This is a genomic window from Luteibacter sp. P1_D3 (assembly GCF_056406135.1).
Window position 1 is genome coordinate 83,066 of record NZ_JBFUAT010000006.1, and the last position, 15,296, is coordinate 98,361.

General features: G+C 65.6%; 16 protein-coding genes. 4 read left to right on the plus strand and 12 right to left on the minus strand.

Annotation, left to right across the window (positions count from 1 at the left end):
- Nucleotide 1 precedes the first annotated feature (1 nt).
- From AC1DYM_RS06210 to AC1DYM_RS06220, 3 genes are all read right to left on the minus strand, one after another.
- A complete protein-coding gene (locus tag AC1DYM_RS06210; RefSeq protein WP_477336995.1) occupies nucleotides 2-2,194 on the minus strand; it encodes a carboxy terminal-processing peptidase in 2,193 nt (730 codons plus the stop codon).
- Nucleotides 2,195-2,326: 132 nt separating this feature from the next.
- Nucleotides 2,327-3,817 (minus strand): tetratricopeptide repeat protein, encoded by a 1,491-nt coding sequence (locus AC1DYM_RS06215; RefSeq protein ID WP_477336997.1) that lies wholly within the window; start codon nucleotides 3,815-3,817, stop codon nucleotides 2,327-2,329.
- Nucleotides 3,818-3,921: 104 nt separating this feature from the next.
- Nucleotides 3,922-4,338 carry an organic hydroperoxide resistance protein gene (locus tag AC1DYM_RS06220; RefSeq protein ID WP_477336999.1) on the minus strand — a complete coding sequence of 139 codons (417 nt, stop codon included), beginning with the start codon at nucleotides 4,336-4,338 and terminating at the stop codon, nucleotides 3,922-3,924.
- 231 nt (nucleotides 4,339-4,569) lie between these two features.
- Here AC1DYM_RS06220 and AC1DYM_RS06225 point away from each other — a divergent pair, with 231 nt between their 5' ends.
- The 3 genes from AC1DYM_RS06225 to AC1DYM_RS06235 are packed head-to-tail and all read left to right on the plus strand — an operon-like array spanning nucleotide 4,570 to nucleotide 7,208.
- Nucleotides 4,570-5,121 (plus strand): redoxin family protein, encoded by a 552-nt coding sequence (locus AC1DYM_RS06225; protein WP_477337001.1) that lies wholly within the window; start codon nucleotides 4,570-4,572, stop codon nucleotides 5,119-5,121.
- 42 nt (nucleotides 5,122-5,163) lie between these two features.
- Nucleotides 5,164-5,904, plus strand: a complete 741-nt coding sequence (locus tag AC1DYM_RS06230; protein ID WP_046968319.1) for a response regulator — start codon at nucleotides 5,164-5,166, stop codon at nucleotides 5,902-5,904.
- A complete protein-coding gene (locus tag AC1DYM_RS06235) occupies nucleotides 5,901-7,208 on the plus strand; it encodes a sensor histidine kinase (RefSeq protein ID WP_477337003.1) in 1,308 nt (435 codons plus the stop codon). The genes AC1DYM_RS06230 and AC1DYM_RS06235 overlap by 4 nt, the downstream gene beginning before the upstream one ends.
- A 34-nt stretch (nucleotides 7,209-7,242) precedes the next feature.
- On the opposite strand, the gene AC1DYM_RS06240 is transcribed toward AC1DYM_RS06235, so the two are convergent.
- The 3 genes from AC1DYM_RS06240 to AC1DYM_RS06250 form a co-directional block, all read right to left on the minus strand.
- On the minus strand, nucleotides 7,243-8,274 hold the full coding sequence (locus tag AC1DYM_RS06240) for a D-cysteine desulfhydrase family protein (RefSeq protein WP_477337005.1): 1,032 nt from the start codon (nucleotides 8,272-8,274) through the stop codon (nucleotides 7,243-7,245).
- 76 nt (nucleotides 8,275-8,350) lie between these two features.
- Nucleotides 8,351-8,848: a DUF4142 domain-containing protein gene (locus AC1DYM_RS06245; RefSeq protein WP_477337007.1), complete on the minus strand. Its 498-nt coding sequence runs from the start codon at nucleotides 8,846-8,848 to the stop codon at nucleotides 8,351-8,353.
- A gap of 88 nt (nucleotides 8,849-8,936) precedes the next feature.
- On the minus strand, nucleotides 8,937-9,110 hold the full coding sequence (locus AC1DYM_RS06250) for a DUF1328 domain-containing protein (RefSeq protein WP_046968321.1): 174 nt from the start codon (nucleotides 9,108-9,110) through the stop codon (nucleotides 8,937-8,939).
- A gap of 249 nt (nucleotides 9,111-9,359) precedes the next feature.
- Here AC1DYM_RS06250 and AC1DYM_RS06255 point away from each other — a divergent pair, with 249 nt between their 5' ends.
- Nucleotides 9,360-10,139 carry an isocitrate lyase/PEP mutase family protein gene (locus AC1DYM_RS06255; RefSeq protein ID WP_477337009.1) on the plus strand — a complete coding sequence of 260 codons (780 nt, stop codon included), beginning with the start codon at nucleotides 9,360-9,362 and terminating at the stop codon, nucleotides 10,137-10,139.
- A 195-nt stretch (nucleotides 10,140-10,334) separates the two neighbouring features.
- On the opposite strand, the gene AC1DYM_RS06260 is transcribed toward AC1DYM_RS06255, so the two are convergent.
- The 6 genes from AC1DYM_RS06260 to AC1DYM_RS06285 all read right to left on the minus strand — a co-directional run bounded on the left by AC1DYM_RS06260 (nucleotide 10,335) and on the right by AC1DYM_RS06285 (nucleotide 15,134).
- Complete coding sequence (locus AC1DYM_RS06260; RefSeq protein ID WP_477337011.1) at nucleotides 10,335-10,922, minus strand: hypothetical protein; 588 nt, start codon at nucleotides 10,920-10,922, stop codon at nucleotides 10,335-10,337.
- Nucleotides 10,923-11,053: 131 nt separating this feature from the next.
- Entirely contained in the window at nucleotides 11,054-11,881 is an 828-nt protein-coding gene (gene queF / locus AC1DYM_RS06265) for an NADPH-dependent 7-cyano-7-deazaguanine reductase QueF (protein WP_477337013.1), read from the minus strand.
- Between the two features lie 63 nt (nucleotides 11,882-11,944).
- Nucleotides 11,945-12,937: an aldo/keto reductase gene (locus AC1DYM_RS06270; protein ID WP_477337015.1), complete on the minus strand. Its 993-nt coding sequence runs from the start codon at nucleotides 12,935-12,937 to the stop codon at nucleotides 11,945-11,947.
- Entirely contained in the window at nucleotides 12,934-13,389 is a 456-nt protein-coding gene (locus AC1DYM_RS06275; RefSeq protein ID WP_477337017.1) for a MerR family transcriptional regulator, read from the minus strand. Before AC1DYM_RS06275 ends, AC1DYM_RS06270 begins: the two co-directional genes overlap by 4 nt.
- A gap of 173 nt (nucleotides 13,390-13,562) precedes the next feature.
- Nucleotides 13,563-13,952 (minus strand): acyl-CoA thioesterase, encoded by a 390-nt coding sequence (locus AC1DYM_RS06280; protein WP_046968327.1) that lies wholly within the window; start codon nucleotides 13,950-13,952, stop codon nucleotides 13,563-13,565.
- Nucleotides 13,953-14,105: 153 nt separating this feature from the next.
- Nucleotides 14,106-15,134 carry a ribonucleotide-diphosphate reductase subunit beta gene (locus AC1DYM_RS06285; protein ID WP_477337020.1) on the minus strand — a complete coding sequence of 343 codons (1,029 nt, stop codon included), beginning with the start codon at nucleotides 15,132-15,134 and terminating at the stop codon, nucleotides 14,106-14,108.
- Between the last annotated feature and the right edge of the window lie 162 nt (nucleotides 15,135-15,296).

Genomic DNA, 15,296 nt, shown 5'->3' on the forward strand with positions numbered 1-15,296 from the left:
ATCACCCGGGCGCTTGTGCGCTCGGGGCCGCCATCAACATCGCCGCTTCATCGGCGATGATTTGCGCCGCTTCCTGCACGTACGGATCCTTCGACGGTTTGGTCGGCTCGGGGCGCTTGTCCAACGCGACGCTGCGCTCTTCCGGATCCAGGCCGTCGTCACCCTGAAGCGCGGTGTCGTCGTCGGTGGGAAGGCCATCCGCCAGATTCAGTGCCTTGCGACGCGCGCGGAAGTCCGCCGAGACTTTCAGGTCGGCCTCGCGGGTCGCCTTGCGCTCATCGAGATTCAGTGAGACGGTCGTGCGCGCCGCCGTCGCCTGGAAGGCGGCGAGCTCGTCGATGGTGAGCTGCCAGCGTGCCGTGTGCTGTACGCGTGCCAGGTGCGCGCTATCGAGTCTGGGGAAGAGCGGCGCGAGCGTCTTGTCCTGCGCGTGCGGAACGGCCGCGATCGACGACGCTGGTAGCGCGTTCTTATAGGTCGACTCGCCGAAATCCTTCTCGTCTTCCGTCGCCGGGAACGCGATATCCGGCGTCACGCCGAGGAGCTGCGTGCTATCGCCGTTGATGCGATAGAACTGGGCGATCGTCATCTTCAGCTCGCCGAGATTGCCGTCGTGCGCGTCCTCCACGGCCTCGTCGAGGTCGAGCAGGTTCTGCACCGTGCCCTTGCCGAACGTGCGCTGGCCGAGGATGACGCCACGACCGCGGTCCTGGATCGCCGCGGCGAAGATTTCCGAGGCAGAGGCCGAGCCATGATTCACGAGAACGCCCAGCGCACCCGACCAGGCCGGTGCGGCGTTGGTGGCACCTTGCACCTCGACCTTGCCGTCCGCGCTGCGCACCTGCACGACCGGGCCGGCACCCGTGAACAGGCCGACCATGTCCGAGGCTTCAGTCAATGATCCGCCGCCGTTGTCACGCAAGTCGATGACCACGCCGTCGACCTTCTGCTTCTTCAGCTCGCCGAGCATGCGCGAGACATCGCGCGTCACGCTACGGTAGTTCGCGTCGCCCGCACGCCTTGCGTCGAAGTCTTCATAGAACGACGGCACGGTGATGATGCCCAGCTTGTGAGCATGGCCCGGTTCGCCGACCTGGAGCACGGTCTGCTTCGCGGCTTCGTCCTCGATGCTGATGTGGCGGCGGGTGAGGGTGATGGTGTGCGGGGCGACATCGCCCTTGCTCTCGTCGGGAAGCAACTCGACGCGTACAGAGGTGCCGCTCTTGCCTTTGATGAGCGCAACGACATCGTCCGAGCGCCAGCCGATCACGTCGGTCAGCGGACCGGCGGTGCCCTGGCCTACGCCGGTGATGCGGTCGCCGACATGGATCTTCCCGGACTTCGCGGCCGGACTGCCCGGGATCAACTCGGTGACCTGGGTGTATTCGTCGTGCTCGCGCAGATAGGCGCCGATGCCTTCGAGCGACAGGGACATTTCCGTGTTGAACACGGTCGCGGCCTTCGCCGCGAAGTAGTCGGTGTGCGGATCGGTCGACTCGGCGTACGCCGTCATGAACAACTGGAAGGCGTCGTCGGTGCTGGTCTTCTCGATGCGCGAGATGAGGTTTGCGTAACGATGGCCAAGCGTCTTGCGGATGGCATCGTCACCTTGTCCGGCCAGTTTCAGGCGCAGCCAGTCTTCCTTGGCGCGTTCACGCCACAGTTCATGGAGTTCGTCGGTCGACGCAGGCCACGGTGCGGCCTTCCGTTCGGTAGCGATGGACTCGTGGGCCGTGAAGTCGAAGCCATCCTTCAGCAGCGACTGCGCGTAGCGCGCCTCGTCGACAACGCGATTGAGATAGAGATTCACCGGCTCAAAGGCGGGCGTCAGGTCACCCTGGTCGATGGCGTTGCCAAGTGTGGGCCGAAGCGGCGCGAAATGAGCGATGTCGGCCTGGGTGAAGTAGCCGCGCTCCGGGTCGAGCGTTTCGACCAGCTTGTCGAAGACGACGGCGGAGAACGTCGCATCCAGCGGTCGGGGCCGGTAGTGGAATCGGCTCAGGAATAGGGTGGCAACCTTGCCGGCGACGGCTTGCTGGTCGCTGGCGACGAGCGCGATCGGTCCCTGGGTATCGGCGTGCGCCGCTGCGCCCGTGCTGGTCGGTGCCGCCTGGGGTGCGCCGGTGGCTGTGGCGAGAGCTAAGGTTGCACAGAGCGCCAGGGCGGCGAAGACGGTGGTGCGGGGCGAGGTCATTGGGGGGAATTCGGTCGGGATGCGATGGGGTCATTCTGGCATGGGCAACCCGGATGGAGGGGGCAAATGGCAGCGAGTTCTTGCGTTTCCGTGAGGTGGTGAGGGTGCTGGGGATCGCCGATGAATCGGCTCCTACAAGGCGCGGGTGGAGTGGGTGGCCTGGGATTGGCCGCGTAGTGCGCCGGCGCGGCCGGGTGACTCGGCAAGTGCGGTCTTGAAGGCGGTCGCGGCGAGGTCGGGCTGGTTCTGCACAAGGAGCAGGTCGCCGAGTTGCTCTCGCGCGGGAAGGATCGGGCCGGGGGTCACCGGTCGCTTCTCCAGCGCATCCTCCTTGTCCGCCGCCGAGGTGAGTAGCGCCACGGCGTTCGCGCTGTCACCCGCGGCCTGCGCCGACCATGCCTTGACTTCATCCGCCAGCACGGCGGTCTGTACCGACCAGTAGGTGTCGCCGCTATCGCTCAGCTGTTTCGCGATCTGCTCGAGGCGCGTCGCCTCCCGGCCTGCGTCGTTGGCGTGGCCGGTACGGGCCAAGCCCATGCCTCTGGCCCACACGGCGATGGCGACCACCGAGGGTGGTGCACYCGCGGGGTCCTTGATGGTGCTTGCCGCCACCCAGAGACCCTGTTCGACCGCGACGCGGATCGGCATGGCGGTGGCCGCATAAGCGACGCCGAAATCGGTCATGTCGAGCGATGGCATGGCGCGCATGTCGTTCACGACGCCCGCCGCGTCCTTGGCGCGACCGGTCTGCATGTACGCATAGACCAGGTAATCCATCGCATGCAGTTGGCCCATGACATCGCCGTGTTCACGCGCGGACGTCTCCGAGGCGAGATTGGATCGAACCGAGTCGTCCCACAGGCCCAGCCGCGTGAAGATGTGCGAGGGCATGTGCAGGGCATGCGGTGCGGACGGCGCGATGCCCGCGTACTTCCTGGCGGCGGGAAGGCCGCGCTGCGCCAGCTCGGCGCTGTCGCAGGCGTGGATCAGGTAGTGGGCGATGCCCGGATGGTCGGGATTCACGCGAAACAGCGGCTCGAGAATATCGATGGCCTGCTTCTGCTTCGCGTGGGTCTTGTCGGAAGGAGCGGCATTGGACAGCAGTGCCAGGGCGTAGAACACCTGCGCCTCGACGTCCTTCGGGTTGTCGTGGGCCAGCACCGCCATGGCCTGTTCGTATGCCAGCGTGCGCTGCGCGGGTTTCAGGCCGGGATCGACCTTGTAGAGCTGACTGAGCGCTCCGATGAACTGCTTCTCGCGGGGGCTCGTGGCGCCCAGGCGGGTCGCCTCGAGCATGGCCTTCTGGCCCGCCGCGAACGTGTCGGGTGGAAGCGACGGTGCCCAGACCGGATGGAAATAGGTCATCGCCTCTCCCCAGTGCGCCATGGCGCAGGTCGGGTCGGCGGCGGCGATATCGCGAAACGCCTTGGCGGCGGGCCCATAGGCAAAGGAGTGCAGCAGGGCGACCGCACGGTCGAAAGGCTGCTGCACCTTGGGATCGCAGGAGATGGGAAACGTGACTTTCCCGAGTTTCTCGGGCATCCCGTGGTCGTGCATCTCCTGGCCATGTGCCGCTGCGGCGATCAGCAGCGACACCCACACGAACCACGACCGACGAAACATACGCATCTCCGTTCGTTACCGGGAGCCACGGGCGTCGTGGCTCGCGATAATTTACGCCGGTCGGGCGCTGGCGCACATAGCCATTCCGGCCATGTGTATCGACCTCAGACGAGGGTGGTTACGATGTCGATGTTGCCGTGCAGCGCCTTCGAGTAGGGGCAGGTGCGGTGCGCGGTGTCGACGAGTGACTGGGCCACCTCGCGATCCAGGCCCGGCAAGCTCACGTTGAGACGGGCCTGCAGGAAGTACTGGTCGCCGGCCGTGCCGAGGTCGACCTCGGTATTCACTTCGGTGTCCTTGGGCAGGGCCGCGTGCTGCGCACGGGCGGCCAGGCCCATGGCGCCGATGAAACAGGCGGACCAGCCGGCGGCGAGGAGCTGCTCGGGATTGGTGCCTTCGCCGGCCGTGCCGGGCGGGGACAGCTTGATGACCAGGCGGCCGTCGGAACTGCGCGACTCGCCGTCGCGGCCGCCGGTGGTGCGGGTCTTGCCGGTATAGAGGACGTTTTCGATGCGTGTCATGGTGGTCTCCCGTTCGGTTTGAGGTGGTGACTAGGAGACGCCCGTGGCGTATCCCGGTTGTGTCGCCATGCCTGCCGAAACGCGTCGGAATGTGTAGCGGCCACCGCGGGATACATTGGGATACATACGGGTTGGCCCGCTACGTTGCGATACAAAACGGCACTCCCGGCGACACGCCCGGGATACGTGGCGGGGCTTCAATAAGTCATCCTCATTCACAGGTGACGCGCCATGACCTCCTCCCGTCTTCTCATCGGCTTCTCTGCGATCTGCCTCGCCCTGATCGCCGCCTGGCCCGCCGGCTGGGCCCGCGACCGTGCCGGCGACACCACAGCCGCTTCCGCGTCCGTGCCTGCGCCGGATTTCGTCGGCATCGACCACTGGTTCAATTCGCAACCGCTTTCCGTCAAGGACCTGCATGGCAAGGTCACCCTGGTGGAGTTCTGGACGCACGAGTGCATCAACTGCGTGCATGTCGTGCCGCATACCGAGGCGCTGTACAAGAAGTACGCGAACGACGGTCTGGTCGTGGTCGGCGTGCATACGCCGGAGTACGACGAAGAACATGAGCTTCCCGGGATCGCATCGGCCATCAAGGCGCAAGGCATCACGTATCCGGTGGCCGTCGACAACGGTTACGCCACCTGGAACGCCTATGGCAACCGGTTCTGGCCTGCGCTATATCTGATCGACCAGAACGGCAAGATTGTCTACAGCCACTATGGCGAGGGAAACTACGACGAAACCGAAGCACGCGTCCGCCAGCTCTTGGGCAAGGCGTGACCAGGGCCTGACTCTGCCTGACATCACCCACGGGAGCCTTTCATGGACCACGTCGACCATATCCTCGTCGTCGATGACGATCGCGAAATCCGCACGGGTGTCGCGCAGTACCTGCAGAAGAACGGGCTGCGCACCAGCGTAGCGGCCGATGGTCGCGAGATGAACGCCCTGCTCGATACCACCGCGGTGGACCTCATCGTGCTCGACATCATGATGCCTGGCGATGACGGGCTGGTGCTCACCCGTAACCTGCGCGCGAGCAAGCACCGGGCGATTCCGGTGCTCCTGCTCACGGCGCGCGACGACGAGACCGACCGGATCATCGGCCTGGAGATGGGCGCCGACGATTACGTGGTCAAGCCGTTCTCGCCGCGCGAACTGCTGGCGCGCATCAACGCGGTGATCCGCCGCACGCGCATGCTGCCGCCGAACCTCCGCGTGACCGAAGCCAGTGGCATGCTCGGCTTCGGTCGCTGGCGCCTGGACACCACCGCGCGCCACTTGCTCGACGACGAGGGCACCATCGTGTCGCTGAGCGGTGCGGAATTCCGCCTGTTGCGCGTGTTCCTCGATCACCCGCAGCGCATCCTCTCGCGCGACCAGCTGCTCAACCTCACCCAGGGGCGCGACGCGGAGCTGTTCGATCGCTCGATCGACCTGATGGTGAGTCGTCTCCGCCAGCGCCTCGTCGATGACGCCCGCGAGCAGGCCTATATCAAGACCGTGCGCAACGAAGGCTATGTCTTCACCATGCCGGTTGTCGTGCTCGGGGAAGCGTCGTGAATGCGACGCTGGCGCGCTGGATGCCGAAGAGCATCGCATCGCGCCTGTACCTGATCATCTTTGCCGGGTTGCTGCTGGCGCACGGCATGTCGTTCGGGCTGCTGTTCTTCGAGCGCTACCAGAGCGCGAAGACGGTCATGCTCAATACCCTCGAGCACGACGTCGGTACATCGGTGGCGATTCTCGATCGCCTCCCGGCTGCGGAGCGCCCGGCGTGGCTGGGTCGGCTCCAGCGCGACAACTACCGCTACATCCTCGGTCCGGGCCAGGGTGGCACCGATCCGATCTCAGAGCGTGCGCGTGTCGTCACCGGTCTGATCCAGCGCGAAGTCGGCCCGTCGTTCGCGGTCAGGGCGAACACCGTCGCGATGGGGCCGGAGCGTTACCAGGTGCATCTCACCCTGCACGACGGCGCCCCCCTGGCTATCGAAGTCACGCCGCGCGTGATGCCCCTCGCCGACTGGCTGCCCTTCGTCTTCATCCTGCAGATGATCGTGCTGGTGGTGATCACCTGGCTGGCCGTGCGCCTGGCTACGCGTCCGCTGGTACGACTGGCTCGTGCCGCCGAGTCCATCACCCCGACGAACGAAGGACCGCGCATGGCCGAGGACGGGCCGACCGAGGTGGCGCAGGCGGCGGTGGCGTTCAATGCCATGCAGGATCGCATCGCGCTCTACGTGAAGGAGCGCCTGCAGATACTCGCCGCGATCTCGCACGATCTGCAGACGCCGATCACCCGCATGCGTCTGCGCGCCGAGGCTCTCGACGATTCACAGGAGCGCGGCAAGCTGCTACAGGATCTGCACGAGATGGAGCACCTGGTGCGCGAAGGCGTGGCGTATGCGCGCAGTGCGCATGGCGCCAYGGAGACGCCGCGCAAGATCGATCCGGCCGCGTTCGTGGAAAGCCTCGTCTTCGACTACCAGGACACCGGCAAGGCCGTGAGTCTTTCCGGCAGCGTCGACGGCACCGCGATCGTCCGGCCGCAGGCACTGCGACGGGTGCTCGGCAACCTGATCGACAACGCGTTGAAGTACGCCGGCACGGCGGAAGTAGGCATGGCGCGCACCGCGGCCGGCACGTTATGCATCGAAGTCGCCGATCGCGGTCCGGGGATTCCCGAGGACGAACTGGGGCGCGTGCTCGAGCCGTTCTACCGGCTGGAGAATTCGCGCAACCGCGATACGGGTGGAACGGGCTTGGGCCTGGCGATCGCCGCGCAGCTGATGCTGTCGATCGGCGGGCGGCTTACCCTGGCGGCTCGCCCCGGCGGCGGTTTGATCGCGCGCGTGGAGTTGCCTTGAGGTAGGAGCCGATTCATCGGCGATGGGGCAGCGATCACCCCACCAGATCCTCGCGATACGCATAGAGGCCAGGCTGCCCACCCGTCGCAATGAACAACACATGCTCGCCATCGCGCACGGTCCCATCGCTAAGCGCCTGCACCAACCCCGCGAACGCCTTCCCCGAATACACCGGATCCAGCAGGATGCCTTCAACGCTCGCCATCAGACGCAGGGCGTCCTTCATGGCGGCGGTCGGCACGCCATACCCATCGCCGAGTTGTGACCCATCCATGCGCACATGCGGGTCGGACAACTCGGCCGGCGAGCCGAGCAAGCCCAGCGCCTCGCGTGCCAGCCCGAGCGTCGTCGTTGCCGCGGTGTCGCGTGCGGCAAGAACGGAATACGCCGTCACCCGCTCCGGTTGGCGGCCCAGCGCGGCGAAGCCGGCGATCAGGCCCGCATGCGTTCCCGAGCTGCCATTGGGCACGATGATGCGATCGAAGCGCAGGTCGAGTTCGTCTTCCTGCTGCGCGATTTCCCGCGCGCAACGCGCGTAGCCCAGTGCGCCGCGTGGCGTCGAGCCACCGGTCGGAAGAATAACCACGACATGGCCTTTCGCCTGTAGCGCTTCCGCGCGCGCCGTCGCATGGACCAGTGCATTCTCGCCACGCGGCAGTAGCGTCACTTTCGCACCGAATAAGGCGTCGAGAAGCACATTGCCGTTCTTCTCGTAGTCGTCACCGTCCTTGGGAACCATGCGTGCGAGAAGCATCTCGCAATCGAAGCCGTGCCGTGCGGCCGCCGCCGCCGTCAGACGCGCATGGTTGGACTGAACGCCGCCGACCGTAATGATCGTGTCTGCACCGATGTCGCGCGCATGGCCCAGGTGATACTCGAGCTTGCGCAGCTTGTTGCCGCCGCCGCCAAGGGCCATGACGTCGTCACGCTTGATGCTCAGGCGAATGCCTCGCCTGGCGAGGCCAAGCCGCTCTTCGATGCGCTCGAGGCGATGGACCGCTGTCGCGGTGTCGAGCAAGGGAATGCGGGGAAGACGGTCGAGCGCGTTGAGGGCGTCGTATGACATGGCGGTGTCCGGGGAGACGTAATGGCGGATCCCCGATGATCCGCCGATTCGCCGTCCACGGCGAGCCCGGCCACGGTCAGAATGGTGGCAACGAATCTGCCAGCTTTTCGTGTTCGCGCAGGAGCGGAAGCGTGTCATGGGCAAAGGCGCGTATGTCGGTGTCCTCGCCCTTGCTGGCCTCCAGCTCGTAAAGCCCCGTCGTCAGCTTGTGCGAGCGCACCATGAGGTCGGAATACGCGCGGTCGAAATTTGCCCCGTCGAGGCCCTTGAGGCGGTCGATGTCCTGCTGCTGCGCCACATCCGGCGCGGTGGCGATCTGGATGCCTTTGCTTCCCGCCAGCTTGCCCAGTTGTGCGTTTGCCTGGGTGTGATCGGTCACCATTTGAGCGGCGTACTTTTTCACATCGTCCGAGGACGCCTGGTCCGCGGCGAGTTTGCCAAGGGCAATCTCGGTAAGGTTGCCGCTACTGGCCTTGCGGACGAAGTCGGTATCCGCGGCGCTGCTCCGCGCGGACTCGGCGGACGCTGTGCCGGCAAGGAAGAGGGCGATGATGAGGCTGGCGAACGTGCGCATGGAAGGACCCTCGTTGGCGACGTCCGGATAAGACAACGCCCCGGTCTGGGGCCGGGGCGTTGTCCCTCTTACTCGGTGTGCGCGTGACTTATATCCTGGGACCGCGACGCAGGCCGCCGAACAGCAGCGACAGGATGAACAGGATAAGGAAGACCACGAACAGGATCTTGGCGATGCTGGCGGCGCCGGCGGCGATGCCGGTGAAGCCGAAGACCGCCGCGATGATGGCGATGACGAAGAAAACTACGGCCCAATGCAGCATGTCGATGACTCCTCTCTGGTGACGCGGTAGAAACGGAATAGGGTGGGTGGAGCGATGGTGCCGCCCGGGCGGCATCACTTGCTGCTCCAGGTCGGGTGCCATTCGACCATCGCCTGCCTGAAGTCCGTGTCGTCAACGGGTGAGTCCGTGTCTCACCGGGTCTATGCATTTCCTACACGCCGGACGGCAGTTGCGGCGCTGCCGCCAAGGCGCGATGGTGTGCGCACCTTCTCGCCAGGAACGTTTTCCATGAGTGCCCAACGCCTTCGAGACCTTCATCGCGGTAACGAACTTCTCGTGCTGCCCAACGCCTGGGATCCGGCCAGCGCCGCAGTCGTCCAGCATGCCGGGGCCCCGGCCATCGCCACGACCAGCGCCGGCGTGGCCTGGTCGTGCGGCTGGCCCGATGGTGATCAGCTGCCTGCCGCCGAGATGATCGGCGCCGTGCGCCGCGTCCTGCGCGTGGTGGAGCTGCCCCTGACCGTCGATATCGAAGAAGGGTGTTCGGACGACCCGGAGGAAGTGGCCCGGCTGGTCGCCACGCTGGTGGACGAAGGCGTGGCGGGCATCAACATCGAGGACGGATCGAAGTCGCCGGACCTGCTCGTCGCGAAGCTGCAGGCGATACGCGCCGCGCTGGGTAAGCGTGACCTCTTCATCAACGCGCGCACCGACGTGTATCTCCGTGGCATGGCGTTGGGTGACGCGGCGGTCGAGGAAGTCCTCGCGCGGGCGAAGCGCTACATCGACGCCGGAATCGACGGCATGTTCGTTCCTGGCATATCGGTGATCGAAGAGATCCGACGGGTTGCCGAGGGCATCGCGCCGGTTCCGTTGAACGTGATGCTGGTGCCGGGGTTGCCGTCGCACGCAGAGCTCTACTCGGCCGGCGCGCGGCGCCTGAGCGCGGGTATCGCGCTGTCGTTGGAAGCCTATGCGGCTACCGCACGGAAGGCGGCCGAGTTCATGGGCAAGGACGCGCCGACTGCGGTGACCTATCCACTCCTGAACACGCTGCTGAAGAAGTAAGCAAAGCCCGGCTTTCTGTACGCAGACCGCTCTGTGTGGGAGCCGATTTATCGGCGATCTCGCGGCAGCGGGCAAGGGTGAGGCAAGCACCCGATCGCCGATGAATCGGCTCCTACCAAGGCAAGAGCAGGTGGGTCCACGAAAAAGGGGGTGGCTTTCGCCACCCCCTTTTCAACGCACTCGCGGAAGAAGGATTTACTTCTTCTTGACCTCGAACGCTTCGTTGCCGACGGCCTGGCCGTTGAGCGAGATGGCGACCTTGTACTTGCCTTCCGGCCACTCGTTCGGATTCTGGATCTTGAACGTGGTGACGGCCGGGCCGTCCGTGCTGATCGACTGGCTGATGTCGCTGACCGTGGTGGCGGTGTCGCCATCCTGGTAGGTCCACTTGGCATTCAGCGTGGCGCCGGCGGTCGTGCCATCGGTGGCGACCGAAGCGTAGATGGTCTTGTCGGACGGAGCGAACGCGTTCTTCGCCTTGGCGACCTTCTTGTCGGCGCCGACGGCGTTGCCGAGGGTGACCGCGCCGACCTTCAGCGTGTCGGCAGCGGCGGCCGGTGCGGCGGGCGCGGCAGCGGGCTGGGCGGCCGGGGCAGCGACAGCGGCAGCCGTCGTCGCAGCGGCGGGAGCAGCAGCCGGGGCGGTGCTGGCGGCAGCCGGAGCGGTAGCAGCCGGCGCCGGAGCGGCGTTCTGCTGATCTTCCTTCTTGCCGCAGGCGGTGAGGACCAGCAGACCGGCGACAGTGGCCGTGGCGAGGGCGGACGAACGGAAGGAAAGCTTCATGTCTGGATTCCGATAGTGCTGATCAAAGTCGAATGGGACGAGGCACAGGGACCGATCCCCTTGGCCGCGGCAGGTTACAGGCTACACAACTAAAGGCAAGACCAATGAAGAACGCATGAACGGTGCATTCATTATTGGCGCGCGCCACGCGGATTACCGGGTACCGCGGCCGGGTCCGTGCTGCGGAACGGATTGATGTCGAGGCCGCCACGGCGCGTGTAACGCGCATACACGGCCAGCTCTCGCGGCGCGCAGCGTTCGCGGATGTCCATGAAGATGCGTTCGACGCACTGCTCGTGGAATTCGGTATGGCTGCGGAACGAAACCAGGTAGCGGAGCAGACCGGCGCGATCGATCGGCGCGCCCGTATAGGCGATCTGCACGCTGCCCCAGTCGGGCTGGCCGGTGACCGGGCAATTGGAGCGCAGCAGGTGCGAGACCAGCACTTCCCGGGCGTCGCCTTCGTGGGTCGCCAGGAAATCCGGGCGGGGCGGGCCGTAGCTGTCGAAGTCGAGCTCCTGGACGTCCAGGAGGGCGCCTTCGGGCTCGGCGATCGGCGTCCCGTCGAGCTCGCCCAGTGCCCGCAGGATCACCTCGGCGGGGCCCCCGGCGGCTGCCGACAGGTCGCGAACGAGGGTCGCGCGCACGGCGGCCGCATCGGCCACGCGTTCCTGGGCGAAGCTGTTCAGGTACAGCTTGAACGACTTCGATTCGACGATGTTCGGCGTCGTCGCGGGGAAGCGGAATTCGGCGACCGCGACGACGGGCTTGCCGCGCAGGTCCAGCCAGGACAGCTCGTAGCCGTTCCAGACATCCACACCATGGAACGGCAGCGCATCGGCGGAGACGCCGATCTCGTCGCGCTTGACCTGGCGGGGAATGGGGTAGAGCAGCCCGGCGTCGTAGCGGTCGGCGTAGACGGTGGCCTTGCCCAGCGGCGAATGATCGGGAGATGACATCCGCCCATTATAGGGAGGGAAGCCCCACCCCCGTTAACTGGGGGCGGGGCTGCCGTTCACGGATCAGGCGTTGATGAAACCCATCATGTTGGCCTGGTAGCGCTCGCCGGCGGCGGAATCTGGCGGGAAGATCGCGTCGATCTCGGCGACCTCGGCCGCGCTCAGCACGACGTCCACAGCGCCGGCATTCTCGTCCAGGTAGGTCCGGCGCTTGGTGCCCGGGATCGGGATGATGTCCTCGCCCTTGGCCAGCACCCACGACAGGGCCAGCTGGCCGGGCGTGCAGCCCTTGTCGGCGGCGAAGGTCTTAACCTTGTCGACGATGGCGACGTTCTTCTGGAAGTTCTCGCCGACGAAGCGCGGGTTGAGGCGGCGGTAGTCGTCCTCGGCGAAATCTTCCGGTCGGGTGATCGCGCCGGTGAGGAAGCCACGGCCCAGCGGGCTATAGGCGACCAGGGCGATACCGTGTTCGCGGCAGGCGGCGAGGGTGCCCGTCGTCTCCGGGTCGCGCGTCCACAATGAGTACTCGCTTTGCAGCGCGGCGATGGGATGCACGCTGACCGCCTTGCGGATGGATTCGGCCGAGGCCTCGGACAAGCCCAGGTGGCGCACCTTGCCTTCCTCGACCAGGCGCGCCATGGCGCCGACAGTTTCCTCGATCGGCACGGTCTGGTCGACACGGTGCTGGTAGTAGAGATCGATGACGTCGGTCTTCAGGCGGCGCAGGCTGCCTTCGACGGACTGACGCACGTACTCCGGGCGGCCGCTGATGCCGCGCTTGGTCGGGTCGTTCGGATCGCGCACGATGCCGAATTTCGTGGCGAGGAAGACCTGGTCGCGACGGCCGGCGAGCGTGCGGCCGAGCAGTTCTTCATTGGTGTGCGGGCCATACGCGTCGGAGGTGTCCCAGAAGGTGATGCCCAGCTCGAGCGCGCGCTCGAGGGTGGCGATCGATTCCTTCTCGTCACCGGCGCCGTAGAACTCGCTCATGCCCATGCAGCCGAGGCCGAGCAGGGACACCTGCGGTCCATGCGTTCCAAGTTGGCGGGTCTTCATGCATTTCTCCTGCGTTTCGAGGGGATGGCAGCCGGCACCGGCGCGGGAGGCGTCGGCGCTTCGGCGGGGGAAGGGGCGCCGTCTTCGACGTACATCGAGCGATACAGGGCGATCTTCTCGTCCAGCCGGCCGATCGTCTCGGTGAGCGTGACCAGCTCGTCGCGCAGCGTCGCGGCATGGCGCGCCAGGAGATCACCGCGCAGGCGGATGCTCTCGGGCGTCTCGCCCTGGCGACGCAGCTCGGCGTATTCCTGGATCACCCGCATGGGCATGCCGGTGGCGCGCAGCTTGAGCACGAAATGGATGAAACGCATCTCGGCCTCGCCGTACACACGCTGGCCACTCCGCCGCGGCACCGGATCGATCAGGCCGATCTGCTCGTAATAGCGCAGCGTATGCGTGGTGAGGCCGGTGGCGAGAGCGGCCTCGGCGATGGTCATCGAATTGGGCATTCGAAGAGCGTACGCCTTCGAGTGCGCTCTAAGTCAACAGGGTGGGAGCCGATTCATCGGCGAACCCGCGGCAGCGGGCAAGGTCGCGGCAAGCACCCATTCGCCGATGAATCGGCTCCTACCCCGAGCAAGGCCGTCGCAGGAACCGATTCATCGGCGAAAGGGCGCCAGCGTCAGGCCGGAAGCGGCTGTACGGGCGTCGGCTTGTGATCGGCATCGAGCGCGATCATGGTGAACGTGCCACGCGTGCACAGCTCGCGCGCACCGGTGAGCAGGTCTTCGGTGTACATGGCGACGTCGATCTTCATCGAGGTGCGGCCGACCGAGACGACCGTGGCGATCAGCTCGACCATCTGACCCTTGCGTACCGGGACGTGGAAGTCGACCTGCTCCGAGCGGGCGGTGACGACGATCTTCCGGGAGTAACGCGAGGCGGCGAGGAAGGCCGCCTTATCCATCCAAGCCAGCGCCTGGCCACCGAATAGCGTGCCGAGGTGGTTGGTGTGGTCGGGGAAGACGATCTCGAGGACGCGTGCCTCGATGGGGTGGGCGATGTCGGTCATGGCAGTTCCTGTTGCAGTGCAGCAATGATACAGCCACCGCTTCCAGGCCTGCTCGTGTAGGAGCCGATTCATCGGCGATAAGGTGCTGGCGACACCCTGGCCCGCTGCCGCGGGATCGCCGATGGATCGGCTCCTACCGAGCCAAAGAACGACTTAGAACGACTGGTCGAAGGCGACTTCGCCTTCCACGCCGACCTGGTACGAGGAAACCCGGCGCTCGAAGAAGTTGGTCAGTTCCTGGACGTCCTGCAGGTCCATGAAGTCGAACGGGTTCTTCGAGCCGTACTTCTTCGGCATGTCCAGCTGCACGAGGCGCTGGTCGGCGCAGTACTCGAGGTACTGGCGCATGTCGGTGACCGACAGGCCGGCGACGCCGCCGGAGAGCACGTCCTGGGCGAACAGGGTCTCGCAGGCGATGGCGTCTTCGAGCATCGCTTCGACCTGCAGGCGCATCTCGTCGTCGAAAAGGTCCGGCTCCTGCTCGCGCACGGTGCGGACGACTTCGAAGGCGAAGGCCATGTGGCCGGACTCGTCGCGGAAGACCCAGTTGGTACCCGAGGCCAGGCCGTGCAGCAGGCCGCGCGAACGCAGGTAGTACACGTAGGCGAAGGCGGCGAAGAAGAACAGGCCTTCGATGCAGGCGGCGAAGCAGATCAGGTTGAGCAGGAACTGGCGACGGTGCTCGCGGGTTTCCAGGCGATGGAGGTTCTGGATGGAATCAATCCACTTGAAGCAGAACTCACCCTTGGCCGCGATGGACGGAATGCTTTCGATCGCCGCGAACGCCTTGTTGCGCTCCGACGGTTCCGGAATATAGGTGTCGAGCAGGGTGAGGTAGAACTGCACGTGCAGCGCTTCCTCGTAAAGCTGGCGCGAGAGGTACATGCGCGCTTCGGGCGAGTTGATGTGCTGGTACAGGTTCAGCACCAGGTTGTTCGACACGATCGTGTCGCCGGTGGCGAAGAAGGCCACCAGGCGATGGATGAGGTGACGATCCGCGTCCGACATCTTCGACTTCAGGTCCGACGTGTCCAGCGAGAAGTCGACTTCTTCCACCGTCCAGGTGTTACGGATGGCGGAGCGGTACATCTCGTAGAACTGCGGGTACTTCATCGGCCGCAGCGTCAGTTCGAAGCCGGGATCGAGGATGTTGGAGTCGCGGGTGATCGGTGCAGCGGACATCGGGTACCTCGGAAAAGAATGAGCGGCGCAAGCTGGCGCCAGCGTCGGTATTCGGAATCTCTGTAGGAGCCGATTTATCGGCGATTCCTGCGGAGACGGGAGCCTGGTGATGTCGCGGGCACCCATCGCCGATGAATCGGCTCCTACAAAAGATGTTGTTGC

Excerpts from the sequence above, each read along its gene's own strand:
- AC1DYM_RS06210 (WP_477336995.1), bottom strand. The coding sequence starts at position 2,194 with ATGACCTCGCCCCGCACCACCGTCTTCGCCGCCCTGGCGCTCTGTGCA.
- AC1DYM_RS06220 (WP_477336999.1), bottom strand. The coding sequence starts at position 4,338 with ATGACACGCATCGAAAACGTCCTCTATACCGGCAAGACCCGCACCACC.
- AC1DYM_RS06225 (WP_477337001.1), top strand. The coding sequence starts at position 4,570 with ATGACCTCCTCCCGTCTTCTCATCGGCTTCTCTGCGATCTGCCTCGCC.
- AC1DYM_RS06230 (WP_046968319.1), top strand. The coding sequence starts at position 5,164 with ATGGACCACGTCGACCATATCCTCGTCGTCGATGACGATCGCGAAATC.
- AC1DYM_RS06240 (WP_477337005.1), bottom strand. The coding sequence starts at position 8,274 with ATGTCATACGACGCCCTCAACGCGCTCGACCGTCTTCCCCGCATTCCC.
- AC1DYM_RS06245 (WP_477337007.1), bottom strand. The coding sequence starts at position 8,848 with ATGCGCACGTTCGCCAGCCTCATCATCGCCCTCTTCCTTGCCGGCACA.
- AC1DYM_RS06250 (WP_046968321.1), bottom strand. The coding sequence starts at position 9,110 with ATGCTGCATTGGGCCGTAGTTTTCTTCGTCATCGCCATCATCGCGGCG.
- AC1DYM_RS06255 (WP_477337009.1), top strand. The coding sequence starts at position 9,360 with ATGAGTGCCCAACGCCTTCGAGACCTTCATCGCGGTAACGAACTTCTC.
- AC1DYM_RS06260 (WP_477337011.1), bottom strand. The coding sequence starts at position 10,922 with ATGAAGCTTTCCTTCCGTTCGTCCGCCCTCGCCACGGCCACTGTCGCC.
- queF (WP_477337013.1), bottom strand. The coding sequence starts at position 11,881 with ATGTCATCTCCCGATCATTCGCCGCTGGGCAAGGCCACCGTCTACGCC.
- AC1DYM_RS06270 (WP_477337015.1), bottom strand. The coding sequence starts at position 12,937 with ATGAAGACCCGCCAACTTGGAACGCATGGACCGCAGGTGTCCCTGCTC.
- AC1DYM_RS06275 (WP_477337017.1), bottom strand. The coding sequence starts at position 13,389 with ATGCCCAATTCGATGACCATCGCCGAGGCCGCTCTCGCCACCGGCCTC.
- AC1DYM_RS06280 (WP_046968327.1), bottom strand. The coding sequence starts at position 13,952 with ATGACCGACATCGCCCACCCCATCGAGGCACGCGTCCTCGAGATCGTC.
- AC1DYM_RS06285 (WP_477337020.1), bottom strand. The coding sequence starts at position 15,134 with ATGTCCGCTGCACCGATCACCCGCGACTCCAACATCCTCGATCCCGGC.